26 protein-coding genes are annotated in these 24970 nt (G+C 60.9%); 20 read left to right on the top strand and 6 right to left on the bottom strand.

The features are described 5' to 3' along the window. Positions 1-185: 185 nt before the first annotated feature. The 4 genes from ACSBQQ_RS14020 to ACSBQQ_RS14005 all read left to right on the top strand — a co-directional run bounded on the left by ACSBQQ_RS14020 (position 186) and on the right by ACSBQQ_RS14005 (position 2786). On the top strand, positions 186-1361 hold the full coding sequence (locus ACSBQQ_RS14020; protein ID WP_033647376.1) for a type I restriction endonuclease: 1176 nt from the start codon (positions 186-188) through the stop codon (positions 1359-1361). Between the two features lie 231 nt (positions 1362-1592). Further along, positions 1593-1922: a hypothetical protein gene (locus ACSBQQ_RS14015; RefSeq protein WP_033647375.1), complete on the top strand. Its 330-nt coding sequence runs from the start codon at positions 1593-1595 to the stop codon at positions 1920-1922. A 73-nt stretch (positions 1923-1995) separates the two neighbouring features. Next, complete coding sequence (locus ACSBQQ_RS14010; RefSeq protein ID WP_060429196.1) at positions 1996-2448, top strand: thiol-disulfide oxidoreductase DCC family protein; 453 nt, start codon at positions 1996-1998, stop codon at positions 2446-2448. 86 nt (positions 2449-2534) lie between these two features. Further along, positions 2535-2786: a hypothetical protein gene (locus ACSBQQ_RS14005; RefSeq protein ID WP_033637247.1), complete on the top strand. Its 252-nt coding sequence runs from the start codon at positions 2535-2537 to the stop codon at positions 2784-2786. On the opposite strand, the gene ACSBQQ_RS14000 is transcribed toward ACSBQQ_RS14005, so the two are convergent. The 3 genes from ACSBQQ_RS14000 to ACSBQQ_RS13990 all read right to left on the bottom strand — a co-directional run bounded on the left by ACSBQQ_RS14000 (position 2777) and on the right by ACSBQQ_RS13990 (position 5078). After that, a complete protein-coding gene (locus ACSBQQ_RS14000; RefSeq protein ID WP_060429194.1) occupies positions 2777-3325 on the bottom strand; it encodes a GNAT family N-acetyltransferase in 549 nt (182 codons plus the stop codon). The two genes, ACSBQQ_RS14005 and ACSBQQ_RS14000, sit on opposite strands and share 10 nt — an antisense overlap. A 95-nt stretch (positions 3326-3420) precedes the next feature. Further along, on the bottom strand, positions 3421-4167 hold the full coding sequence (locus tag ACSBQQ_RS13995) for a DUF2076 domain-containing protein (RefSeq protein WP_060429192.1): 747 nt from the start codon (positions 4165-4167) through the stop codon (positions 3421-3423). A 125-nt stretch (positions 4168-4292) separates the two neighbouring features. Beyond that, on the bottom strand, positions 4293-5078 hold the full coding sequence (locus tag ACSBQQ_RS13990; RefSeq protein ID WP_033647368.1) for a helix-turn-helix transcriptional regulator: 786 nt from the start codon (positions 5076-5078) through the stop codon (positions 4293-4295). A 117-nt stretch (positions 5079-5195) separates the two neighbouring features. On the opposite strand from ACSBQQ_RS13990, the gene ACSBQQ_RS13985 reads away from it, so the two are divergent. After that, positions 5196-5966: a class I SAM-dependent methyltransferase gene (locus ACSBQQ_RS13985; RefSeq protein ID WP_060429191.1), complete on the top strand. Its 771-nt coding sequence runs from the start codon at positions 5196-5198 to the stop codon at positions 5964-5966. Positions 5967-6023: 57 nt separating this feature from the next. Here the strand turns inward: ACSBQQ_RS13985 and aqpZ are convergent, their stop codons facing one another. Next, positions 6024-6719, bottom strand: coding sequence for an aquaporin Z (gene aqpZ, locus ACSBQQ_RS13980; RefSeq protein ID WP_060429189.1), 696 nt, complete (start codon positions 6717-6719; stop codon positions 6024-6026). 426 nt (positions 6720-7145) lie between these two features. Between aqpZ and ACSBQQ_RS13975 the strand changes: the two genes are divergently transcribed. From ACSBQQ_RS13975 to ACSBQQ_RS13965, 3 genes are all read left to right on the top strand, one after another. After that, positions 7146-8507: an esterase-like activity of phytase family protein gene (locus ACSBQQ_RS13975; RefSeq protein WP_043146679.1), complete on the top strand. Its 1362-nt coding sequence runs from the start codon at positions 7146-7148 to the stop codon at positions 8505-8507. A gap of 371 nt (positions 8508-8878) precedes the next feature. After that, positions 8879-9163 (top strand): YdgH/BhsA/McbA-like domain containing protein, encoded by a 285-nt coding sequence (locus ACSBQQ_RS13970; RefSeq protein WP_033647361.1) that lies wholly within the window; start codon positions 8879-8881, stop codon positions 9161-9163. 242 nt (positions 9164-9405) lie between these two features. Then, positions 9406-9963 (top strand): class I SAM-dependent methyltransferase, encoded by a 558-nt coding sequence (locus ACSBQQ_RS13965; RefSeq protein WP_060429187.1) that lies wholly within the window; start codon positions 9406-9408, stop codon positions 9961-9963. On the opposite strand, the gene ACSBQQ_RS13960 is transcribed toward ACSBQQ_RS13965, so the two are convergent. Beyond that, the gene (locus ACSBQQ_RS13960; protein WP_041033582.1) at positions 9964-10425 is read right to left on the bottom strand and encodes a GNAT family N-acetyltransferase; all 462 of its coding nucleotides are present in this window, start codon (positions 10423-10425) and stop codon (positions 9964-9966) included. A 216-nt stretch (positions 10426-10641) separates the two neighbouring features. On the opposite strand from ACSBQQ_RS13960, the gene ACSBQQ_RS13955 reads away from it, so the two are divergent. The 4 genes from ACSBQQ_RS13955 to aroL all read left to right on the top strand — a co-directional run bounded on the left by ACSBQQ_RS13955 (position 10642) and on the right by aroL (position 15079). Beyond that, a complete protein-coding gene (locus tag ACSBQQ_RS13955; RefSeq protein ID WP_033637257.1) occupies positions 10642-11757 on the top strand; it encodes an ABC transporter substrate-binding protein in 1116 nt (371 codons plus the stop codon). Further along, complete coding sequence (locus ACSBQQ_RS13950; protein WP_060429185.1) at positions 11750-13873, top strand: TonB-dependent siderophore receptor; 2124 nt, start codon at positions 11750-11752, stop codon at positions 13871-13873. Before ACSBQQ_RS13955 ends, ACSBQQ_RS13950 begins: the two co-directional genes overlap by 8 nt. Positions 13874-13926: 53 nt before the next feature. Continuing rightward, complete coding sequence (locus tag ACSBQQ_RS13945) at positions 13927-14445, top strand: GNAT family N-acetyltransferase (RefSeq protein ID WP_060429183.1); 519 nt, start codon at positions 13927-13929, stop codon at positions 14443-14445. 109 nt (positions 14446-14554) lie between these two features. Continuing rightward, the gene (aroL, locus tag ACSBQQ_RS13940; protein ID WP_060429181.1) at positions 14555-15079 is read left to right on the top strand and encodes a shikimate kinase AroL; all 525 of its coding nucleotides are present in this window, start codon (positions 14555-14557) and stop codon (positions 15077-15079) included. Positions 15080-15115: 36 nt separating this feature from the next. Here the strand turns inward: aroL and ACSBQQ_RS13935 are convergent, their stop codons facing one another. Then, a complete protein-coding gene (locus tag ACSBQQ_RS13935; protein ID WP_060429179.1) occupies positions 15116-15859 on the bottom strand; it encodes a helix-turn-helix domain-containing protein in 744 nt (247 codons plus the stop codon). Positions 15860-15955: 96 nt separating this feature from the next. Between ACSBQQ_RS13935 and ACSBQQ_RS13930 the strand changes: the two genes are divergently transcribed. From ACSBQQ_RS13930 to ACSBQQ_RS13895, 8 genes are all read left to right on the top strand, one after another. Then, complete coding sequence (locus ACSBQQ_RS13930) at positions 15956-16360, top strand: nuclear transport factor 2 family protein (RefSeq protein ID WP_060429178.1); 405 nt, start codon at positions 15956-15958, stop codon at positions 16358-16360. A gap of 47 nt (positions 16361-16407) precedes the next feature. Beyond that, positions 16408-16608 carry a YaiA family protein gene (locus ACSBQQ_RS13925; RefSeq protein WP_004940491.1) on the top strand — a complete coding sequence of 67 codons (201 nt, stop codon included), beginning with the start codon at positions 16408-16410 and terminating at the stop codon, positions 16606-16608. 145 nt (positions 16609-16753) lie between these two features. Next, positions 16754-17254: an RNA polymerase sigma factor gene (locus ACSBQQ_RS13920; RefSeq protein WP_021504701.1), complete on the top strand. Its 501-nt coding sequence runs from the start codon at positions 16754-16756 to the stop codon at positions 17252-17254. Positions 17255-17330: 76 nt separating this feature from the next. Next, positions 17331-18284 (top strand): FecR family protein, encoded by a 954-nt coding sequence (locus ACSBQQ_RS13915; protein WP_060387338.1) that lies wholly within the window; start codon positions 17331-17333, stop codon positions 18282-18284. 156 nt (positions 18285-18440) lie between these two features. Beyond that, complete coding sequence (locus tag ACSBQQ_RS13910; protein WP_060387339.1) at positions 18441-21140, top strand: TonB-dependent receptor; 2700 nt, start codon at positions 18441-18443, stop codon at positions 21138-21140. Positions 21141-21218: 78 nt separating this feature from the next. Beyond that, positions 21219-21788, top strand: a complete 570-nt coding sequence (locus tag ACSBQQ_RS13905; protein WP_033647344.1) for a heme acquisition protein HasA — start codon at positions 21219-21221, stop codon at positions 21786-21788. A 72-nt stretch (positions 21789-21860) separates the two neighbouring features. Continuing rightward, on the top strand, positions 21861-23642 hold the full coding sequence (locus ACSBQQ_RS13900; RefSeq protein WP_060429237.1) for a type I secretion system permease/ATPase: 1782 nt from the start codon (positions 21861-21863) through the stop codon (positions 23640-23642). Next, positions 23639-24970: an HlyD family type I secretion periplasmic adaptor subunit gene (locus tag ACSBQQ_RS13895; protein WP_060387340.1), complete on the top strand. Its 1332-nt coding sequence runs from the start codon at positions 23639-23641 to the stop codon at positions 24968-24970. The genes ACSBQQ_RS13900 and ACSBQQ_RS13895 overlap by 4 nt, the downstream gene beginning before the upstream one ends.

The following is a 24970-nucleotide window of genomic DNA, read 5'->3' as shown; positions in this document are numbered from 1 at the left end:
GGCTGTAGGTCTTCGTGTTCCTATTTTGATTAAGGCTATTTGTTCTGCTATATAACTAATAATTAATGCTAATTCTATTAAATATTGACGGGGTTCTATTTAAGAACACCGCTTTGTTGCAAGAAAAGCACTTTTGAACGTGTGATTTAAGACTACAGCGATTTAACACAGCAGAGGGATGGTTGATGAATGCATTCAGAGATAAGCTTAAGGCCCATGTTCTTCATGTGGCCTCTGTTGGCCAGCATTGCAATACTGAGGAAACGACTAAGCAGGCATTAATTTTGCCGTTATTAGAAACCTTAGGCTTTCATCCGTATGACCCCACTAAGGTGAAGGCAGAGTATGGTGCTGATTTTCCAGGTGTTAAAGTGGGTGAGCGCGTTGATTACGCCCTTTTTTGCCATGCGGTTCCCGTCATGTTCATCGAGGCGAAGTCTTTCAATCAAAATCTGTCAAACCATAGTCCCCAGCTATCTCGCTATTTTAATGCGACACCAGAGGTCACGGTTTCTGCAATAACTAATGGAAAAGAATGGCGATTTTTCACCGATCTGAAAGATAAGAACATCATGGATGATTCGCCATTCCTGAAAATAGATTTTAATAATCTAAACGATTCTGATATTGATCAGCTTTATAGATTTAGACACGACCAATTTCAGCCTGAAGCGCTGCGAACGTTAGCTGAAGAAAGTATCTATCTGACTTCATTTACAAAAACTATCAGCGCCAGCCTTCGAGACGTTGATTCAGATTTTGTTCGTTATGTGGCAAGTCGCTCTAACGTTCAGCGTCAGCTAAACCAACGTTTTTTGGACACAATAACGCCATTGGTTCGTTTGGCTGTTGAAAAAGCAGTGAGTGCGATGGTCGTTTCTGGTCTGTCAGTGACGTCGGAAAGTGTTGTAACGTCTGAGTCACCAGATGAAGGTGAAACGCAAAACAGACCCGACCCGCTCGCCCCGATCGTTGACCCCGAGAATAGTAAAATAGTGACGACCTTTGCAGAAAGGTGCCTGTTTGACAATGTGGCGATGATCTTGGGCACTGAGGCAGAGCTGGTTGCGAAAGATACCGAAAGCTATTACAGCATCCTCTTTCAAGGGAAGACGACGCGTTGGATTCTGCGTTATTTCGACAATAAGCAACGCCCAACCATTTTGCTTCCGCTTGAGATAGACGATGCCAGGCAGGCTGAGATAACTCGCGCCGGCCTGGAGTTGGCAGCAGGGGGGCATATCATTATCGACCGCCCGGAAAATATTTTGCGGCTAACGGGGTTGATCGTTGATTCTTACCAATATTGTATTAATGACGAAAACTTTAGGCAGAAGAGAAAAGATAAGCAGGAAAGCTAGCCTGTATCCCCATTAAGTGGTTGATTGGAAAATTAAAGCCTTCCACACAGGGTTGTATGCGCCGTGTGGAAGGATGGAAAAATCGGAGTGCTTCCAAATCTTCTATTTTCATTAAGTTAGACGCGGGATGTAAGCAAAACGTAGCGGGGCGAAAAGGTAGCGAAAAGCGGCTTTCTCATTAGCCGGGAGCGGGGTAGCGTAATCCCGAACCCGGCAAATGAGGCTAATTCAATGAAACAAGCAATCAAGATCCTGGCGCTGCCCTGCATGGGCATGGCGCTGTTGTTCAGCGCGAGCGCGATATCTGCCCCCGAGGCGCCTGCGGCCAAAGCGGTGCCGCCCGCGGCGGATGAGCCGATGCGCATGCCGCCTTTCCCGGGCGGGCACCCGCCCAAGCCGGGGTTCTGCCACGGCGGCGAACTGTTCTGCGCCACCTCGGTCAGCGACAATCCGGTGGAAACCATCAATAAACTGACGGCGGTGATCCCGGCGGGCAGCGCCAAACATTACGAGGTGCGCGTCGCGGTGGTCGCCGTGCCGGACGCCCCGCCTGCGCGTTAACGGGCCGTCATCCCGCTCTGGTTCGCACGCTCAAGGCGCGTTAGGCTAAGGCGTGCGTTTAACGGGAGGCGGAATGATCCCTTTATCACCATTGCCCTATCTCCAGCCCGGCGATCGCGCGCTGTTGTTCGACGGCGAATGCAATCTGTGTCACGGGCTGGTGAGGTATCTTATTCGCGCCGATCGGCAGCGGTGCATTCTGTTGGCGACGGTGCAATCCGTCGAAGGGCAGGCGATCCTGCAGGCGTTGGGGCTGCCGACCGATCGTTTCGATTCCGTGGCCTATGTTGAGCAGGGGTGCTATTGGCTGCGTTCGGCTGCGCTGTTCCAGGCGCTGCGCCAATTGGGGGGGCCGTACCGCGTGCTGGCGCTGGCGCGTTACCTGCCGCCGCGGCTGGCGGACAAGGTCTACGACGCGGTCGCCGGCAATCGCTACCGGCTGTTTGGCCGCAACGACGGCACCGGCCTGCCGGGCGCCGATCAGCCCGGGCGCTATCTGCCCCGGCGGCGGGAACCGCCGGCCTGAGCTTTACGCTTCTTTACCATCCAACTGCTTGAAATATCAACATTCCAGCCCCATATAATGGAACGTTCAGCCAACAAGGAGCGCGTATGGGAATCAGTGAAGAAGAACACATTCGCCGTTTGACCCAAGAGAAGAACGACATGGGCAATACGGCGAAGTGGGTGGCGATCGTTTCCGCCGTGTACTTTGCCTTGATGGTGTTTTACGGCCACCCGATCGGCGTGTTGGCGATGTCGGGCGCGGTGTTCATCGTCTCTACCACCACCTGGCTGAAAAAGCGTCAGAAGGTCAAATCTTACCGCATGGCGTTGGCCAAAATCAGCGACGATCAGCCCTGATAGTCGCCGCGCTTTAGCGTATACACCAGGCTCGGCGCCGCGCCGGGCACGTCATCCAGCGTATCCACACGCTGCATGCCGATCTTTTCCAGCACCCGCCACGAAGCCTGATTCTCCGCGCGCACAATGGCGGAAATCTCACCCATCCCCAGCCCGACAAACCCGTATTGCAGTGAAGCCCGCGCCATCTCGGTGGCCAGCCCCATGCCCCAGACTCGGGTGTCGAAGCGATAGCCGAGGTTAACGGTGCGCTGCGCGCCGAGCGGTTTCCAGGACAAGCCGCCAAACCCGATAACCCAATCCGGCCGTTCGCGCAGGGCGAGCGCCCAGGAGCCGTAGCCGTGTTGCCGCCAGCCGGCGAGCCGCTCCTGCAGCGCCGAAGCGGCCTGCGCTTCGCTGGTGAGCGGGCCGGCGGGGTTGAAGAGCTGGGTCTGCGGATCGCCAAAGATGGCGTAGAAACGTTCGAGGTCCGCCATCACCGGCGGCCGCATCTGCAGGCGTTCGCTGAAGTACGGGGCTGAAGGATTAAAGCTCGGCATCGTTTCTCCCGGCCGGATAAATAAACAGCGTTCACTGTAGTCCAGATCGGCGAAACGGGAAATCCCCCTCTGCGGGTGAGAGGGGGAGAGAGGCATTACAGGAAAGAATCGTCGTCGTCGCTGTAATCGTCGTCGGCGTAGTCCTGGTCGTCTTGATAGTTGGCGTTCTGGAAGCCGTTGTCCTGATTCAGGAAGCTGCCGCCGTCGCCGTTGTTGAAGGTATCAAGGTTGTTGGAGGCGTCGAAATTGCGCATCGCACTGTCGTCCAGTGGCGCCGGGGTTTCTTCGATAATGTTCACGATTTCCTGCGGCTGCGAATGGCGGAACATGCCGGTTAGCATGTCGGCCAATACCACGCCGCCGGCGACGCCCGCCGCCGTTTGCAAGGCGCCTCCCAGGAAGCCGCCGGCGCGTGAAGGCGCCGCCTGCTGCGGTTGGGCGTAGGCTGGCTGCTGCGGCTGCGCGTAGCCCCCCTGCTGCGCGTTGTTCCAGGCCGCCGTATTTTGCTGCTGCGCCTGATACTGTTCACGCGGGCTTGGCGTATTGCGGCTGCCGCCGCCGAACAGGCCGGCCAGGAAACCGCCGCTGCTCTGTTGGCCGTTGGCGGTTTGCTGCAGCTGCGCCACTTGGGCTTCCAGCTCTTTGACCCGCTGGTCCATCTGCTTGAGCGCCGCTTCCTGAATGATCATCGCCTGCGCCATGTAATAAGGGGCGGAAGGCTGCTCGCGAATATGCTGATTGATTTGCTGTTCTGCCTGGAGATCCCGTGGGCCCGTCTTGGTCTCGGCTTCTTTCAGGCGGCCAAACAGACCATCGATAAGGCGTTGTTCTTCGGATTGCATAGGCGTACCTCGGGAGATAAATAACGGTGCTGGATGATCGTTGTCATCGGTAACAATCACCCTAGCGCGTTTACATGAACCAATAAATAAATGACGGGTAAACCTGTCTATGAATTTGTTACCAATTACGGCAGCGGGATCAGCATCACCAGCTTCAGGCCGCCGTGCTCCGCCGGGTGGAAGGTGAGCTGGCGATAGCGCAGCGCGCCTTGCTGAGGGTGTTCGAACGCGCGCTCGCCACCTTCGCGCGCCATCACATCATGCTGTTTCCACCAGTGATTAAAGTCCGCGCTGTTGTGCGTCATGCTGCGCACGAAGGCGCGCATCTCTTCGGTGTTTTGATGATGGCTGGTTTCGGCGCGGAATTCGGCCACCACGCGGCGAGCGCGCTCTTCCCAATCGCTGACCAGCGTTTTCGCCAGCGGGTGGAAGAACATGAAGTGCAGCAGGTTGGGGCTGTTGGCCACATCCAGCCAGCCGCTGAACAGCGCCGCCGCCTGCGGGTTCCAGGCGACGACGTTCCAGGTCACGTCCAGCAGGTAACAGGGCACCGTCATCTGGTGCACGCTTTGCAGCACCGCGTCGTTGGCGGTTTCGCGGTGAGTTTCCTGCTCGGGGTCGGCGACGCGCGCCAGGGTAAACAGGTAGTGGCGTTCGGCGGGGCCGAGCCGCAGCGCCTTGGCGATGCGCGCCAGCGTGAAGGGGGAAATGGACACCTCGCGCCCCTGTTCGATCCAGGTATACCAGGTGGCGCTGATGCCGCTGATTTGCGCCAGCTCTTCGCGCCGTAGGCCGCTGGTGCGGCGGCGCGAAGAGCTGGGCAGGCCGAGCATTTCCGGCGTGATGCGTTCGCGGTGCGCGCGCAGAAACGCGCCGAGGGCCTTTGGCCCGGATAAGGCTTCTGATGACATAGCGTGGTACCTATTTATACCAGGATAACTGCTCATATTGTACCCGTATAGTAGCCTGATTATAGTAGCCGAAAGTCTTCAGGCACAGGCGCAAGCCGGATAATAACGGGAGCAAACATGAGTATCAGCAACAGCCATAAAAACGCGGTAGACCGGCAGTTCGGCGAGCAGGCCAACGCCTACTTAACCAGCGCGGTACACGCGCAGGGCAAGGATTTGCAGCGCCTTGCACAGTTACTGGAACCGCATGCCGGCGCGCGCCTGCTCGATCTGGGCTGCGGCGCCGGGCATGCCAGCTTCACGGCGGCGGCCAGGGTAGCACAGGTGATGGCCTACGATCTGTCGGCGCAGATGCTGGCGGTGGTGGAGCAGGCGGCGGCGGAAAAAGGCCTGAACAACATTCAGCTGCAGCAGGGCGTGGCGGAGTCTTTGCCGTTTGAGGACGCCGGCTTCGATCTGGTCATCAGTCGCTATTCGGCGCACCACTGGCACGACGTCGGCCAGGCGCTGCGTGAGGTCAGGCGGGTACTCAAGCCGGGCGGCAGAGCGATCTTTATGGACGTGGTCTCGCCGGGGCATCCGCTGTTGGATATCTATCTGCAAACCGTGGAAGTGCTGCGCGACACCTCACACGTGCGCAACTATGCGCCGGGCGAGTGGCTGACGTTGCTGACCGAAGCCGGGCTGGTGGTCCGCGAGGTGACGTCGGATCGGTTGATGCTGGAGTTTGGCAGTTGGGTGGCGCGTATGCGCACGCCGGCGCATTTCGTTACCGCGATCCGCGCGCTGCAGCAAAGCGTGTCGCAGGAGGTGGCGGCGCATTTTGCCATTCAGCCGGACGGCACCTTTACCAGCGATATCATGATGTTTGAAGTGACGAAGGGCTGAAAGCAACGGGGCAGCCGATGAAGGCTGCCCCGCGAAACGCTATCGGCTGCGATGCGCTTATTTTTTGTCTTCCAGCAGGCAGCGGTAGATCAGGCCGCCGATAATGCCGCCGACCAGCGGCACCAGCCAGAATACCCACAGCTGCTGCAGCGCCCAGGTGCCCTGGAAGATCGCTACGCCGGTGCTGCGCGCCGGGTTGACGGAGGTGTTGGTCACCGGGATGCTGATCAGGTGGATCAGGGTCAGCGTCAGGCCGATCGCCAACGGGGCGAAGCCTGCCGGCGCGCGCTTGTCGGTCACGCCATGAATAACGATCAGGAAGAAGGCGGTCAGCACCAGCTCAATCACGATTGCTGATTGCAGAGAATAACCGCCCGGAGAGTGTTCGCCGTAACCGTTGGAGGCGAAACCGCCTGCGGTGGCGTCGAAACCGGTTTTGCCGCTGGCGATCAAATATAGCACCGCCGCTGCGGCGATACCGCCGATCACCTGAGCGATCACGTAAGGGATCACGTCTTTCGCCGCGAAACGGCCGCCGGCGAATAAGCCGACGGTGATCGCCGGGTTAAAGTGCCCGCCGGAAATATGGCCGACGGCATAGGCCATCGTCACCACGGTCAGACCGAAAGCGAGTGCGACGCCGAGGAAACCAATACCCAGCTGTGGGAATGCCGCTGCTAATACTGCGCTACCACAACCACCAAACACCAACCAAAATGTGCCAAAAAATTCGGCAAAAAGTCGCTTTGACATAGATTCCATCCTGCGGAATTGACTAACGGGCGTTAGCACTAAAAACTATAGAACAGCTTTTTCAGTTCATGCAGATATTCTATAGAATTTTCTTAATGCACCTTGAATAACGGCGGTATTAAATCCCCGGTATTTTATTTTGTCTATGAGAAAAACGCCGTTTTTCCCCGTGCCGGCGCGCGTTTGCCGATTTTTTTATCTTTGCCATAAGAATTTACCCTAAGCGAAATGGCACGCTATTTTCTGGCGATTTTTTCCAGCGGTTTTCCCCATTCAATACGCTCAGGTTAATTGCTAATTTCTATTTGCCAGCCAACTTTATTACCGATTGTGCATTTGACGAATGGCCTGTTGTCATCTAAGTGTCATGCTAAATTAATATCTTCTTCTGCCTGATAACGCTTCATTCAACCTCGGGTAAAAACCATGAAAATAAAATCGCTCTCCCTGCTGTTGGCTTCACTGTTTCCTGTATTCACCTACGCTGCCGACATTGAGGTGGCGCGTTATGTGGTCGGCTTTCCCGGCGGGGAACGCGTCGCGTATCAGGGGGCGTTCGCCAAGAATTTCCCGCAGGGGCTGCCGGTGGGGATCGGCTCAGGGCTGACGTTCAACAGCAAGCAGGGCGACGATCTGGTGCTGACGACGCTGACCGATCGCGGCCCGAATGCCGATGCCCCTGCGGTGGGCAAGCAAGAAGCCAAGATTTTCGCCAATCCGCAATTCGTGCCCCTGTTGATGGACATTCGTATTGGCGGCGGCAAGGCCGTGGCCGAGAATGCGCGGCCCTTGCATGACGAAAAAGGGCCGATCAGCGGGCTGCCGCTGCCGGGCGAGCTGATTGGTTCCACGAACGAAGTGGCGTTGAATGACGCGCTGCAACCGCTGTCCGGCGATCGCCGCGGGTTGGATACAGAAGGCATCATCGGTGACGGCAACGGCGGCTATTGGCTGTGTGACGAGTACGGCCCGTTTCTGATCCATGTCGACGGCAAAGGCAAAATTCTCGCCAAATACGGCCCAACGCCGCAGGCCGGCGAGCAGGCGGTGGCGAGCGGTTTACCGAACATCCTGAAGTGGCGCCAGCCCAACCGCGGTTTTGAGGGGCTGACCCGAATGCCGGATGGGCGCATTCTGGCGGCGGTGCAGAGCACGCTGGATGTCGAGGGCAAAAGCAAAAACAAGGCGCAGTTTATCCGGCTGGTGAGCTTCGATCCGCGCAGTGGCAAAACCGCCATGTACGGCTATCCCATCGATATCGACAGCTATAAAAAAGCCAAAGACGCCAAGATTGGCGATGTGGTGGCGTTGGACAACCAGCGCGTCCTGTTGATTGAACAGGGAAGCGATAAAGATAAGACGATGATCAACAAGATCTATCTGGTGGATCTCGCGCAGGCCAGCGATCTGAGCGCGTTTGACGACCAGGGGAAAGCGCTGGAGTTCGACGATGCGAAAGAGCTCGCCAAACGCGGCGTGAAGCTGGCGCAGAAACGGGAAGTGGCGGATCTGCGTCAGTTGGGCTGGCGCCAGGAGAAAGCCGAAGGGTTGGCGCTGATCGACGATCGCACGCTGGCGGTGATCAACGACAACGATTTCGGCTTGCAGGCCAAGCTGGTAGATGCGTCGCCAAAGAGCAAGAAAATCGGCGACTACCAGCTGGAGAAAGAAGGGCGGCTGAGCCTCGACGGCGACAAGACCGACGCCCGCATCGAATTGCGCCCGCTGGAGCAGCCGGAGTCGCTGAGCGAGCTCTGGGTGCTCACCTTGCCGCACCCCTTGAAGTGACCGATATCGGGGGCGATAGCGCCCCCTTTTGCTTCAGGCTTCCGCGTGCCGCTGCGGCGTTCTGCCGCGCGAGATGCTCTCCCACATCGCCAAAATCAGCGTAGCTCAGCGCCCCTCGGCGGGGAAAAAATCTTAAATAGCGGCGGCGCGCGTTCTTTCTTTCGTCCTGTCTTTAATTGTTCATCAAATAGGGGTAAGGTGAAACCTATAAAGTTATTCCTGCCTGAAAATACATACTCGTTCTCACTTCCTCCTTATTCTCCTCACAATGATTGATGTTCTTTACGTTGCGTGACGTCCGTTTTCATTGGCTAGCGGATAATTAACATCACTGACAACGAGCTAATAAACAAGAACACCTGGAGTCAATCATGAAACTTATCCCAAGCATCGCAGCCGTATTGATCGCCGCCGCTTCCTTCTCCACTTTCGCCGCGCCGCTGTCGTCGGTGAAACAGGTCAACAGCGAGCAGGCCGCCAATCTGCAAAGCGTCGGCGTAGTGTCGGTTTCCGGCATTAGCGGCTCACCGCATGACGCCATCACCGCCCTGAAAGAAAAAGCCGCGGCGGACGGCGCCAGCCATTACCGCATTATCGGTCTGGATACCCCCGGGGATTCCAGCAACTGGCGCGGCAATGCGGAAATTTATCGCTAAGCGTTGGTTTTTTTCACCCTCTGGCCGCCGCAGTGCGGTCAATAAAATAAACGGTCGTAATAATTATCTGAACAGCCGGGGCATAAGCGGCTTATTTTCAGGTCATTATTACGACCGTTTTTCTTTTTCCACCGCGGCTGAGGTTGCATTTTTTTACAACTGTGTCCGCCGCTTTCGGAATCATGTTAATGATTACTTAAGAAATTCGGCTCACATTGAGGGCTTAACCCAAGGAGGCCTCAATGTTAAATGCGACCCGGCTGCAACTGATGAATCACTTCGCTTACCTGCAGCAATTTATGGCTTCGCCGCGCACCGTCGGCACGCTGGCGCCTTCTTCTCCGTGGCTGTGCCAGGCGATGTTGAACCAGATTGAATGGACCCGGGCGTTGTCGATCGCGGAGCTGGGCGCGGCGGACGGCGTACTGACCAAACGCATTCTGGGGCGGATGCGCGCCGATGCGGCGCTGGAGGCTTTCGAGATCCAACCCCATTTCGTGCGTCGGCTGCGCGGAATAGACGATCGGCGGCTGCAGGTGATGGCCCATTCGGCAACCCGGATGGCCACGGATTACGACGTGGTGTTTTCCTGCCTGCCGCTGCTGTCGATCCCGGTCAGGATCAGCGTGCGCATTCTTCAGCAGGCCCGGCAGCGGCTGCTGGCGCGCAACGGCACGCTGGTGCTGTTCCAGTACAGCCACCTGTCGGAAAAATTGCTGTCGCGCTATTTTCACTGGCAGCGCCTGCGGGTGGTGCGCAACTTCCCGCCGGCACTGGTGTATGTCTGTACGCCGCGTTAGCTACAGCGTTTTCTCCATCACCACCACCTCTTCGTCATACTGCCGCCGGCGTTCCAGAGGCTGCCAACCCCAGCCGGCGTACAGCGCTTCCGATTTATCGGTGATGAGATGCAAGACCGAGTGATGGCGCTGCCGCGCCGCCTCGACGATGGCCATTTCCAGACGGTGGGCGATGCCCTTGCGGCGGTGATCGGGATGCACGAAAACGCCGGCCAGCCACGGGGTGAGATCCTGGCGCTGATGATCGTCGCTGGGCCACAGGCTGGCCATGCCCACCGGGCGATCGCCGTCGATCATCATCAACGTCAGGTGATCGTCGCTCGGCCGGCTGCATTGGGCGAAGCGCAGCTGGGTGCGCTCCAGCGATCCGCCGCGCTGTGAGCCCCACTGGCCGAAGGCCCAGGCGGCGCACACATCGGCAAACTGCGGGCACTCCGACAGCGGAATGATGCGTTGAGTCATGGTGATCTCCCGGTTTTTTGCTGTTTCCCCGTCCTATTTAACCGACTTTTCCGCCATTTTTTTAACTTTTTAAAGCCGCTCTTTCAGCGGTTTCGCGGTGTTTCGGCGCGCGCCCGGCGCCGTTTCCCGGATTTCTTTTGGCAATTGCGGCGCAGGATTGCAAGTGCTAATGAGAGTGATTATCATGCGCACACTATTCCCCGTGTCGGTTCAATCATGCGCAATTCCCTCATTTTACTGCTGCTTTCCCTGTGCTTTGGCGTATTTTCCGCTCAGGCGAAGACGGTGACCGATATCACAGGCCGCCAGGTCGTGGTGCCGGACAACCCGCAGCGCATCGTGGTGGGGGAGAGCCGCATGCTGTATACGCTGGCGCTGCTGGAGCCGGGCAACCCGGCGCAGCGCATCGTCGGCTGGCCGGCGGATCTGGCGCGGTTCGACGCGCAAAGCTGGCAGCTCTATACGCAGAAGTTCCCGCAGATCGCCGCGATCCCCATTATCAGCGGCAATAATTTCCGCCAGGTTAACATCGAAAGCCTGCTGCAGCTGAAGCCGGATCTGGTGATCCTGGCGCGCTACGCGCGTGAAGACGGCGACAACGATCTGCTGGTTTCCGCGCTGAACAAGGCCGGCGTGGCGGTGATCTACGTCGATCTGCGCATCGATCTGCTGAACAACACCGTGCCGAGCGTGCGGCTGCTGGGTGAAGTGCTCAATCGCCGGCAGCGCGCCGAGCAGTTCATCGCGTTTTATCAGCAGCATATGGCGGTGATCCGGCAACGGTTGGCGGGCTATCAGGGGCCGAAGCCCAAAGTGATGCTGCACCTGCATCTGGGGCGGCGCGACACCTGCTGCACCACCGCCGCGCACGGCAATCTCGGCGATCTGCTGACCTTCGCCGGCGGCGACAACATCGCCAATGCCAGCGTCAAAGGGGTGTACGGCGAACTGAACCCGGAAACCATTCTGAGCGCCAATCCCGACGTTTACCTCGCCACCGGCATGGCCGGCCCGCAGGGCAAACGGCTGTCCGATCTGCGCCTCGGGCCGCAGGTCAGCCAACAGGACGCCGCCGACAGCTTCCGCCGGCTGATCGCCAAACAGCCAATGCTGGCCAGCCTGCAGGCGGTGAAAAACCATCGCGCCTGGAGCGTCTGGCACAATTTTTACCTCAGCCCGTACCACGTGGTGCTGGTCGAGATGTTCGCCAAAGCGTTTTACCCGGATCTGTTCGCCGACATTAACCCGCAGCAGACCTTCCAACAGCTGTATCAGCAGTTTTTGCCGTTACCTTTTTCAGGGACCTATTGGAGTCAGTTAGATAATGAATAACAACAAGCGCGGCTGGTGGTGCGCGTTGCCTTTGGCGGCCTGCGCAACGTCGCCGACGTGGGCGGCGGAAAAAGCCGCATCGAAAGAAGAAAGCCTGGTGGTGATTGGCCGCAAAGACGCCGACGGCGTGCAAAGCTACCAGCCGTTGACCAGCGTCACCGGCACCCGCAGCGAAACCAGCCTGCTGAACGTGCCGCAGGCGATCGACGTGGTGCCGCAGCAGGTGATTACCGATCAGGCGGTCAGCAGCTTGGACGAAGCGCTGTACAACGTCAGCGGCATTACCCAGGCCAACACGCTGGGCGGCACCCAGGACGCGGTCATGAAACGCGGCTTCGGCGATAACCGCGACGGTTCGATTCTGCGCGATGGCGTGCGCTCGGTGCAGGCGCGCAACTTCACGCCGACCACCGAGCGGGTGGAGGTGCTCAAGGGGCCGGCCTCGATGCTGTACGGCATGGGCGAGCCGGGCGGGATGATCAACATGATCACCAAAAAGCCCCAGCTGCAGCAGCATACCCACGTGGAAGGCTGGGGCAGCAGCTTCAACGGCGGCGGCGGCCAGCTTGACGTTACCGGGCCGCTCGGCACGTCGGGGTTCGCCTATCGCATGATCGTCGATCACGATGAAACCGATTACTGGCGCAACTTTGGCCGCAATCGCCAGACGGTGATCGCGCCGTCGTTGATGTGGTACGGCGAGAACACCACCGTGCGCTTGGCCTATGAACATATGGAATATCTGGTGCCGTTCGATCGCGGCACCATTATCGATTCGCGCACCGGCAAGCCGGTGAATACGCCGCGCGATCGCCGTTTCGACGAAGCCTATAACGCCACCCGCGGCGATCAGGACAGCGTTACCCTGCAGATCGATCAAACGCTCAACGAGCGCTGGAAAAGCTCACTGACCTACGCCTACAGCCGCAACAGCTACAGCGACAACCAGGCGCGCGCCACGGCGTTGAACCCGGAGAGCGGCGTATTGAGCCGCCAGGCCGACGCGACCGCCAACGCCGTCAGCCACGCCAACGCGGTGCAGCTGACGCTCAATGGCGACGTGGACTGGGGCAGCATCAACCACCAGATGCTATTCGGCTTCGATTTTGAAGATAACCGCACCTACCGCGGCGACATGATCCGCGGTAAAAAGAACAGCGATTTCAATATCTATCATCCGGTATACGGCTTGATGCCGCCGTCGACCGCGGTCAGCGCCAAAGACAGCGATCAGCGGGAAAACCTCACCAGCTACGGCTGGTTTATGCAGGATTCCATCCAACTGACCGATAAATGGCTGGTGATGGGCGGGCTGCGTTACGACGCTTTCGACGTCTATGCCGGCAAGGGGCGGCCGTTCCAGGCCAATACCGACAGCTCGGACAGCAAGCTGGTGCCGCGCGCCGGGGTGGTCTACAAGCTGACGCCTTATGTGTCGCTGTACAGCAGCTATACCGAGTCGTTCAAGCCGAACTCCTCCATCGCCACTCAAATTGGTTCGCTGCCGCCGGAGCAGGGCAAGTCGTGGGAAGTCGGCGGCAAGCTGGCGCTGCCGAACGGCGTTACCGGCACGCTGGCGCTGTTTGACATCACCAAGCGCAACGTGATGGTCAGTGAGCTGGTGGAGGGCGAAACCGTGACGCGCACCGCCGGGCGCGTGCGTTCGCAGGGCGTGGAGCTGGACGTGGCCGGCAATCTCACCGACTCGCTGAGCCTGATCGGTTCCTATGCGTATACCGACGCGCGGGTGGTGGACGATCCGGACAACAAGGGGAAAGAGATGACCAACGTGGCGCGCCACACCGCCTCGCTGTTCCTGACCCAGAATCTGGGCAGCCCGGGCCTGTACAGCGGCGATGAGGTGCGCATCGGCGCCGGCGCGCGTTACGTGGGCCGCCGTCCGGGTGACGCCGCCAACAGCTTCTACCTGGATAATTACACCGTTGCCGATGCGTTCGCCGCTTATACCATGCCGATCAACGGCTATCGGGTGAAATGGCAGCTGAACGTGAAGAACCTGTTCGATAAAACCTACTACCCGTCCAGCGGCGGCAACCTGCGCGTGGCGGTGGGGGAACCGCGTGAGGTGGTGCTGCGCGGCAGTGTCGATTTCTAAGCCACGGGCGGTGAAATTTGCTTAAATAACCGCCCCAACGTTAAGGAGAACCCATGAGCCTGCAGATTCGTTTGGCGCAGCAGCGGGATATCGTGCACTTGATGGCGGTTGAACGTTCGGCGGCGCAGCTGTTTCGCCAGCAGCCGGAATGGCGCTTTATCGCCGAAGGCGAGGTGATGGCCCCGCAGCAGCATGCCGCATTTATCGCCGAGCGCCGTGAATGGCTGGCGGAAAGCGACAACGGCGAGTGCGCCGGTTTTATCGCCGTGCAGGCTCAGGGGGAAGATTGGCACATCGCCGAATTGTCGGTCGCCGGCACCTGGCAGCGGCAGGGCGTCGGGCGTCGCCTGATCGGCGCGGTGGCGCAAGAGGCCAAACGGCACGGTGCGGGCCGCCTGACGCTCACCACCTTCATTGAGGTGCCGTGGAATGCGCCTTACTACCGGCGGCTGGGATTCCGGCCGCTCGACGACGCGCGGCTCACGGCCGCTCTGCGGCGGCACCTGGATGAGGATCTGGCGCACGGCTTTGCCGTGGGCAGTCGCTGTGCCATGGAATTTACACTATCGTAAATATTGAAATACAGAGCGGGCAGGGTATGATGCTGCCACCACGCCATCGCACCCGCTCGGTATTTTGGTATGCAATGCACTCAAGTCACCGCATAAGGGACAACCCGTAATGACACAAACCCTGTTCATGATAGGCGCTCGCGGAGCCGGCAAGACCACGGTAGGCAGCGCATTGGCGTTGGCGTTGGGCTATCAGTTCGTCGATACCGATCTGTTTATGCAGCAGGCGGCGCAGATGAGCGTGGCGGAAATGGTCGAGCGCGAGGGCTGGCTGGGGTTCCGCCGCCGCGAGACCATCGCGTTGCAAACCGTGACCAAACCGTCAACTATAGTTGCCACCGGCGGCGGGGCGGTCCTGGCGGAGGAGAACCGTCAGTTTATGCGCCAGCATGGCACCGTTATCTACCTGCGCGCGCCGGCCAGCGTGTTGGCGCAGCGGTTGGAAGAGTACCCGGAAGATGCGCAGCGCCCGACGCTCACCGGCAGACCGATCGCCGAGGAGATGCTCGAGGTGCTGGCGGCGCGCGAAGCGCTGTATCAGGACGCCGCGCATTACGTGATAGACGGCGCCGCCGATCCGCAGCGGGTGGTGGAACAAATCCTCGCGGTGCTGCCGCGTGAAACGGTGAAGTAACCCTTTCTTCTCTTCGGGCGCCGGGCGCCCGTTTTCCTATTCCGTTTGCCGAGCCGGCGCAAAGTACGCCCCGGGCGTGACGCCGAAGCGGCGACGAAAGGCGGCGATATAGGCGCTGACGTTGTCATAGCCACAGGCGTCGGCCACCTCGCCGACCGCTTTGCCGCGTGATAATCCCTCCAGTGAACGCAATACCCGCGCCTGCTGGCGCCACAGCGCGAAGCTGATGCCGGTTTCCTGCAGAAAACGGCGGCTCAGGGTGCGCGGGCTGAGCCCGGCCCAAATGGCCCAGTCGCGCTGGCTGCGCGGGCTGGCGGGATCGTTCAGCAGCGCCCGGGCGATGTTCAGCAACCGGGCGTCCTGCGGCAGCGGCAATTGTAACGGCGCGCGGCTTGCCGCGTGCATTTCGTCCAGCAGCACCTGCAGCAGCCGCCGTTGCGGCGCACTCAGCGGGCCGGCGGGGAACTGCGCGATGCGCTCCACCAGGGCCTGCAACAGCGCAGAGGCCGTGAACAGCTGCGGCTGCGGCGGCATCTCCGGCACGCTTTCCACCGGCAGATACAGACTCCAGCCCGCCACGTCGCCACAGGCCAGCGCCTGATGGGCGCATCCCGGCGGCAGCCAGCCCAGCGTACCGCCGGTGATCGCCCATTGCCGGCCCGGGAGTTCCATTGCCAGCATGCCGCGCGTCAAGAGATAGATCTGGCCGCCTTCGTGCCGGTGCCAGGGCGTCAGGTGCTTTTTTTCATGCTGAAGGCGTTGGCTGCGGATCTGCGTCATATTGGCCGTTTAACGTTATTAAAAGTCTTGATGTGGTTATTGTGCCATCGCCTGGCCGGGATAGGATCGCCGTTCACCCTATTTCGGAGAAACCTGATGACTCAACTTACCCCACTGGATCTGGTACTCGATACGCTGCAGCAGGTCGTCGCCAGCCCTGAACATCGGCCGACGCAGCTCGCCGCCCGTTTCAGTGCAGGCTACCGCCAGCAGGTGGATGGCAAGGTGCTAAACTTCGAGCAGTTTGAGCAACACATGGCGCTGCTGAAGCGGCAAACTCGCCGCATGACGCTGAGCGTGATCGCGGCGGCGGAGCAGGGCGAGGCGGTGCTGACCCATCATCTGGTCGAGGTGGAAAAGCGCGACGGCGCCTGCAGCCGCGTGCGGGTGCTGGCGCACTTCACCGTGCGTGAAGGCCGCATTTGCGCCTGCGACGAACTGACCGAGCTGCTGGCGGGCGCGCCCGCCGATCGCGATCTTGGCTCGCGCGTGTCGGAATGAGGGCGGCTGCTATACTTGCTACTGTGTGAAACACACGGGAGAACGGCATGCGCGAAAATGATCAACCTGCTTATCCACGGAGCGCCCGCGTCGTAGAGGTGTTTCGGGGCGACCCGAACCTGCATCTGCGCCGTTTTGAAGTGCGCACCGACGACATTGAGCCGAATACGCTGCTCAGTGAACATGAAACCGAGCAGGAAGCGCTTGACGCCAAGCATCGCTATGAGGACGAGGCGTTAGAGCTCTGACCTGCAGCCCAGCGGAAACCGGCGCCAGGCCGGTTTCCCGTTTATCCCCCGCCTTAGCACATATTTCCCAGAACAATATTGATAATGATAATCATTTATGTGATTTTTATCGCCCCTATTGGGTGTTTCACTTCTGGGAAAAGAGATGTCCAATTCCGAGTTGCAGGCGCTGTTTCTGCGCCATATGCGGCCGCTGCAAGCCTATTTGAACGCCAAACTGCGCGACCCTCAGCTGGCTGCGGACTTGGCGCAGGAAAGTTTTACCCGCCTGACCGAGCAGTATCCGCAGGGTAATATTCTCGATATCGAGGCCTACCTGTACAAAACCGCCAAAAACCTGATGCTCGACCATCTGCGCCAGCAGCAGCGGCGGCAGACCGAAGCGGTCGAAGACGACATTCTGGCGCAGTATCCCTCCGGTGAACCGGCGCTTGAACAACTGGCGATCGATAGTCAATTGCTGCAACTGTTGCAACAGGCGCTGGCGGACATGCCGCCGCGCACGCAGCAGATTTTCCGCCTTAACCGGCTCGATGGCCTGACCCAGGCGCAGGTGGCGGCGCAGCTGGGCGTGTCGCTCAGCACGGTGGAAAAACACCTGGCCAGCGCGCTCGAGCGGCTGATGGCGCGGATGGAAGAACAATAATGGCAATTTTTTTACGGGTTTATCCGCGCTCAGACGTCTTAACCTATAACCAGAAAAAACAGAGGTCTATGCCATTATGAAACCGCTAACCGCACAGGCGCGACAGCAGGCGGCCGCCTGGGCCGTGAGCCTGGCCGAAGGGGCGCTGCCGGCCGATCGGCGGCGAGCGTTGGACGCCTGGCTGGCCGCCGATCCGCAGCATCGGGCGGCGCTGCGTCAGGCACGCCTGCTGTGGACGACGCTGGGGCAGCTGCCGCCAGAGCAGCGGCAGGCGTTACAACCGCAGGTGGCGGCGCTGAAAACGCCATCTCGCCATCGATGGCCCCGCTGGGCGGTGGCGGCGGCGGTGGCGATCGCCGTTTCCTTCGGCGTTTATCGCGGGCCAGCTCTGTGGATCGGCATGCAGGCGGATTATCAAACCGTTCGCGGCGAGGTGCGCGAAGTGGCATTGCCGGACGGCAGCCGGGTGGCGCTGGACAGCGGCAGCGCGATCGCGCTGGCGTATTCCGCAGGCGAACGCAAGGTGCGGCTGCTGAGCGGCGCCGCCTATTTTATCGTCGCGCCGTTAGGTGGGGCGGAAAGCCGCCCATTCAGGGTGGAGGCGGAAAACGGTGTCACCCAGGCGCTGGGCACGGAGTTCAGCGTGGCGCGCACCGAACGGGGCGTGGACGTCAGCGTGCATCAGCACAGCGTGCGGGTGACGCTTGAGCGCGGCGAGCGCTCGCTGGTGGTCGCGCAACGCCAGGCGGCGCATTACCGCAACGGGCAGCTGCAGCTGACGCGGCAAACGGCCGGCGATGACGCCTGGCGGCGCGGCTGGCTGGTGATCGACCGCCAACCGCTGCCGCAGGCGCTCGCGCAGCTCAACCGCTATCGCGCGACCCGCATCGTGGCGGTCAATCCCGCGCTAAGAGCGCGCACGGTGAGCGGCGTGTTTGCGCTCAATAAGCTCGACGACGGCGTCGGCGCCATTCGTCAGGAACTCTCCGCCCGCCAACTGAATCTCCCCGGCATCACGCTGCTTTACTGAGCGGCGCAGGCGGGCCGGGATGCCCGTTTCGCCGCTATTTTCACTTTCTGTAAAAAATCTTTACGGGTTTTTGCCTCCCGGAACGTCCTTATGTTTAAACGAGATTGATTTCCATTATCACTTGGTTTGGCATTCTTTCGGGTGGAACACACACGCATGTTTATTCACAAGGGAACCACGCCGGCCGGCCGATTGGCCACGGCGGTACGCGCCGCGCTGGCGGCGATGATGTTGACTCAGCCGGCTGTGGCGCTCGCCGCCCAGGCTGAGGCGAACGGCGCGCAGGCTGCACAGCAAAAGCATTTCAACGTTGCGGCGCAGCCGCTGCAGAGCGCCATGTTGCGCTTCGCCGAGCAGGCCGGCATGCAGGTATTTTTCGACGAGGTGAAGCTCGACGGCATGCAGGCGGCGGCGCTGAACGGCAGCATGAGCGTTGAACAGGGCCTGCGGCGCTTGATCGACGGCAATCCGGTGGCTTTCCGCCTGCAGCCGCAGGGGCAGATCGTATTGAGCCGGCTGCCGACGGCGAACGGCAACGGCGGCGCGCTGGCGCTGGACAGCCTGACGGTGCTGGGCGCCGGCGGCATCAACGCCAACGATTGGGTTTACGACGAACCGCGCTCGGTCAGCGTCATCAGCCGCGAACAGATGGACAACCGCCCGGCGCGACACGCGGCCGATATTCTGGAGCAGACGACGGGGGCCTATTCCAGCGTCAGCCAGCAAGATCCGGCGCTGTCGGTCAACATCCGCGGCATACAAGACTACGGCCGGGTGAACATGAACATCGACGGCATGCGGCAGAATTTTCAAAAGAGCGGCCATGGCCAGCGTAACGGCACCATGTACATCGATTCCGAACTGCTGTCCGGCGTAACCATCGACAAGGGCACCACCGGCGGTATGGGCAGCGCCGGCACGCTCGGCGGCATCGCCACCTTCAATACCGTCAGCGCGAGCGATTTCCTGGCGCCGGGCAAAGAGCTGGGCGGCAAGCTGCACGCCAGCACCGGCGATAACGGCACCCACTTCATCGGCAGCGGCATACTGGCATTGGGTAACGAAACCGGCGATATCCTGCTGGCCGCCAGCGAACGCCACCTCGGCGACTATTGGCCCGGCAACAAGGGCGACATCGGCAACATTCGCATCAATAACGACACCGGCAATTACGATCGCTACGCCGAGAGCATCAAGAACAACAAAATCCCCGACACTAATTACCGCATGCACTCGCGGCTGGCCAAGGTCGGCTGGAACCTGCCCGCCAACCAGCGCCTGCAGCTGAGCTATCTGCAGACCCAGACCGCGTCGCCGATCGCCGGCACCTTGACCAACCTGGGCACCCGGCCGCCTTATGAACTGGGCTGGAAGCGCACCGGTTACAGCGACGTGATGGCGCGCAACGCGGCATTCGACTACAGCCTGGCACCGGAAGGCGTCGACTGGCTCGATTTTCAGGCCAAGCTGTATTACGTCGATACTCAGGACGACAGCGACACCTACAGCACCAGCTCGCTGCTGGACAACGGCTACGCGACGCGCACCCGCCTGCGCACCTATGGCGCGCAGGCGCAAAACACCTCGCGTTTCAGCCTGGCGCCGGGGCATGACTTCCGCGCCAACTACGGGCTGGAGTTCTATTACGACAAAGCGACCAGCGACTCTTCCCGTGAGGGTATGGAAGGGGTGACGCCGGCCGGCAACCGTTCGGTCGGCAGCCTGTTCGCCAACCTGACCTACGACTACGACGGCTGGCTGACGCTGGAGGGCGGGCTGCGTTACGACCGCTATCGCCTGCGCGGCCAGACCGGCCTGAGCTATCCGGATTTGGCCAAGGATGGGCAACGCTACACGATTGACAATCCTTGCAAAGCGTTGCGTCTGACCGGCTGTTCAACCACGACCCGCGAAGATTGGGACGTGGATCGCGATCAGGGCAAGCTGTCGCCGACGCTGGCGGTGGCGGTGCGCCCCGGCGTGGAGTGGCTTGAGCTGTATACCACCTACGGCAAATCCTGGCGGCCGCCGGCGATCACCGAAACGCTGACTAACGGCAGCGCGCACAGTTCTTCCACGCAATACCCCAACCCGTTCCTGCAGCCCGAGCGCTCGCGCGCCTGGGAAGTCGGGTTCAACGTGCAGCAGCCGGATCTGTGGTTTGAGGGCGATCGGTTGGTGGCCAAGGTGGCCTACTTCGACACCAAAGTGGATAACTACATCAACCTGGCGATAGACCGCAATAAACCGGGGCTGGTGCAGCCGAGCATCGGCAATGCCGCTTACGTCAACAACCTGTCTAAAACCCGCTTCCGCGGGCTGGAGTACCAGCTCAACTATGACGCCGGGGTGTTCTACGCCGACCTGACCTACACCCACATGATCGGTAAAAACGAGTTCTGCTCGAACAAGGCCTGGTTGGGAGGGCGTCTGCGCTACGGCGACGGATCGCGTCGCGGCAACTTCTATGTTGAGCCGGATGCCGCTTCCAATGACTTCGTCACGTGTGACGGGGGGACGCAGTTCGGCTCCGCCGCCTACCTGCCGGGCGATCGCGGCTCGGTGACGCTGGGCGGCCGCGCCTTCGATCGCAAGCTGGACGCCGGGGTGACCGTGCGCTTCGCGCCGGGCTATCAGGACAGCTCGGTGCCATCCAACTACCCGTACCTGGCCGACTGGCCGAAGTACACCCTGTTCGATCTGTACGCCAGCTACAAGCTGACCGACAGCCTGACGCTGCGCGGCTCGGTGGAGAACCTGACCAACCGCGCCTACGTCGTCAGCTATGGGGAGACGCTGGCCAATACCCTCGGGCGCGGCCGCACCGTGCAGGGCGGGGTGGAATACCGTTTTTAAGCAGTAAAAGGGCGTTGCTCATCCTTGAGCACAAGGGCTGCCTCGCAAGGGGCGCCGTTCATCAATGGAGATAGAGAAATGGCATTTTCAGTCAACTATGACAGCAGCTTTGGCGGTTACAGCATTCATGACTATCTGGGCCAATGGGCTTCGACATTCGGTGATATCAACCATACCAACGGTAATGTCGTCGAAGGCTCAAACAGTGGTGGCTTCTACGGCGGCCGGTTGTCCGGTAGCCAATACGCCGTGACCAGTACGGATAACCATGTCACGTCGGTCGTGGCGGGTGGCAACCTGACCTACACGCTGTTCAATGAACCTGCGCATACCCTGTACGGCCAGCTGGATTCCCTGTCATTCGGCGACGGTTTGAGCGGTGGCGATACATCACCGTACAGCATTCAGGTGCCTGACGTCAGCTTCGGCGGCCTGAACCTCAGCAGCCTGCAGGCGCAGGGCCACGATGGCGTGGTGCACCAGGTGGTGTACGGCCTGATGTCCGGCGATACCGGCGCGCTGGAGACCGCGCTGAACGGCATCCTCGACGACTACGGCCTGAGCGTCAACTCCACCTTCGATCAGGTGGCGGCGGCGACGGCGGTGGGCGTGCAGCATGCCGACAGCCCGGAACTGCTGGCGGCCTGATCGTGGCCGTTTGCCCGCCGGCGCCGCGCGCCCCGGCGGGCATTTTCTCGTTTTTAGCCGATGGAAAACGCCATGAAAAACGCCGTCAGGCGCGGAGAAGTGATGAGCGTGCTGGCCGCATACCGGCGCGTATTTTGGGGCATCGCACTGTTTACCGCGGTGATCAACCTGTTGATGTTGGCACCGGCGCTGTACATGCTGCAGGTCTACGATCGCGTGTTGCCGTCGGGCAACCGCATGACGCTGGCGATGCTGACCCTGATGGTGGTCGGCCTTTACCTGTTTATGGGGCTGCTGGAGTGGGTGCGCAGCCAGGTGGTGATCCGCCTCGGCGCCAAGATGGATATGCGCCTGAATCAGCGAGTCTACGACGCCGCCTTCGAAACCAATCTGAAAACCGGCAACCCGCTGGCGGGGCAGGCGCTGAACGATCTGACCAACCTGCGCCAGTTCGCCACCGGCAATGCGCTGTTCGCCTTTTTCGATGCCCCCTGGTTCCCGGTTTATCTGCTGGTGGTTTTTCTGCTCCACCCCTGGCTTGGCGCGTTGGCCAGCGCCGGGGTGATCGTGCTGGTGCTGCTGGCCTGGCTCAACCAGCGGGTGTCGCAGGCGCCGCTCGCGGAGGCCGGCCGGGTCGCGCTGAGCGCCACGCAGCAGGCCAACGGCAACCTGCGCAATGCTGAAGCCATCGCCGCCATGGGGATGCTGACCGATTTGCGCCTGCGCTGGCTGCGGCAGCATCAGCAGTTCCTGCTGCTGCAGAACCGCGCCAGCGAGAAAATCGCCGCCGTCACCGCCTGGTCGAAAACCGTGCGGCTGGCGCTGCAGTCGCTGATGTTGGGCTGTGGCGCGCTGCTGGCGGTCAACGGCGACATTACGCCGGGCATGATGATCGCCGGATCGATCCTGATCGGCAGGGTGCTGGGGCCGATCGATCAGTTGATAGGCGCCTGGAAGCAGTGGTCGTCGGCGCGCCAGTCCCTGCAGCGGCTGGAGGTGATGCTGGCCGCCAACCCGCCGCAGGCGGCGAGCCTGCCGCTGCCGGCGCCCAGCGGCGCATTGGCCGTGAATCAGCTGAGCGCCAGCGCGCCGGGCGGGAGCGCGCCGGTGTTGCACGGCGTCAGTTTTCGTCTGGAGGCCGGCGAGGTGCTGGGCGTCATTGGCGCGTCCGGCTCCGGCAAAACGCTGCTGATGCGCCAACTGGTCGGCGCGCTGACGCCGCTCAGCGGCGACGTGCGGCTGGACGGTGCGGATCTTCGGCAGTGGGACAAACAGCAACTGGGGCCGCATATCGGCTACTTGCCGCAGGATATCCAGCTGTTCGCCGGCACCCTGACGGAAAATATCGCCCGCTTTGGCCAGGTTGACGCCGAGAAGGTGGTGGCCGCCGCCGCGCTGGCCGGCGTGCACCAACTGATCCTGCATTTGCCCAAAGGGTATGAAACCGAGCTGGGCGAGGGTGGCAGCGGCCTGTCCGGCGGCCAGCGTCAGCGGGTGGCGCTGGCGCGCGCGCTGTATGGCTCTCCGGCGTTGGTGGTATTGGACGAACCGAACGCCAACCTCGATCGCGAAGGGGAAGAGGCGCTGCAGCGGGCGATCGAAGCGCTGAAAAAGCGCGGCACCACCATCGTGTTGGTGACCCACAAACCGGCTATTCTGGCGACGACCGACAGATTGCTGGTGCTGGCCGCCGGCCAGGTGCAGCACTTCGGCCCCAGCGACGCCATCCTGAAAAAACTGCCTGGTTTTACGCCCGCGGCCGTACCGGCCAACGCCGGCCGCAGCAGCGGCGGCGGTTTCAACGTCAACTACGCCAATTTTGCCAAAACGGCCAGCGGTGAACGAAAAGTATGAGCAATCAGAGTGTGATCCCCGGCGATATCGACGCGCTTTCCCGGCAGTTCGACGAAGGGCGCCACCTGCGGCTCGGTGGTTGGCTGGTGCTGTTGGGATTTGGCGGTTTCCTGCTGTGGGGGCTGTTGGCGCCGCTGGATAAGGGTGTGCCGGTCTCCGGCAGCGTGGTGGTGGCCGGCAACCGCAAGGCGGTGCAGCACCCGAGCGGCGGCGTGGTGTCGCAAATTCAGGTGCATGAGGGCGACCGGGTCAGCGCCGGGCAGGTGCTGCTGCTGATGGATACCGTCGACAGCCGCACCCAGCGCGATGCGCTGCGCAGCCAGCAGTTGAGCAACGCCGCGCAGCGGGCGCGGCTGCAGGCCGAGCGCGATGGCCTGCAGGCGATCGTTTTCCCCGCGTTGTTGCAAGCGCGGCGGGAGGAGCCGGAGGTGATGTCGTTGATGCTGTTGCAACAGCAGCTGTTCACCAGCCGCCGTGCGGCGTTGCAGAGCGAGCTGGCGGCGATCGCGGAGAGCATCGCCGGATCGCAGGCGATGCTGGAGGGGATCCGGCAGTCTTACGCCAGCAAGCAGCGGCAAAAGGCCATGTTGCAGGAGCAGCTGAGCGGCATGCGGAAGCTGGCGGCGCAAGGGTATGTGGCGCGCAACCGGCTGCTGGATCTGGAAGGGCAGTATGCGCAGATCGACGGCCAGGCGTCCGAAGACACCGGCAATATCGGCCGCCTGGGGCGCCAGATCCTAGAGCTGAAGCTGCGGGCGATCCAGCGGCGGGAAGAATATCAGAAAGAGGTCAGCAGCCAACTGGCCGAGGTGCGGATGAAGCTGGACGAGCTGGATAACCGCCTGGCCAAAGCGGAGGCCGATCTGGGCCATACGCAGGTGAAAGCGCCGGTGGCGGGCACCGTGGTGGGGCTGAGCGTGTTCACCGAAGGCGGTGTGATCGGCGCCGGTCAGCAACTGATGGAGATCGTGCCCAGCGATCGGGGGCTGCAGGTGGAGGCGCGTATTCCGGTCGAACTGATTGACAAGGTGCAGGTGGGCTTGCCGGTCGAGCTGTTGTTCTCGGCGTTTAACCAAAGCACCACGCCGCGCGTCGAGGGCGAAGTGACGCTGGTCGGGGCCGATCGCCTGACCGACGAGAAAAGCGGTGCGCCCTATTACAGCGTGCGCGCCAAGGTCAGCGAAGCGGGCCTGCAGCGGTTGAACGGGTTGGAGATCCGCCCAGGGATGCCGGTCGAAGGGTTCATCCGCACCGGCGAGCGTTCGATGATGAACTACCTGTTCAAACCGCTGACCGATCGCCTTCATCTGGCGCTGACGGAAGAGTGA

Origin of the sequence: Serratia sp. G204Y (assembly GCF_051172435.1) — a bacterium.
Classification (GTDB): Bacteria; Pseudomonadota; Gammaproteobacteria; order Enterobacterales; family Enterobacteriaceae; genus Serratia; species Serratia sarumanii.
This window is presented reverse-complemented; position numbering and strand designations above follow the sequence as displayed.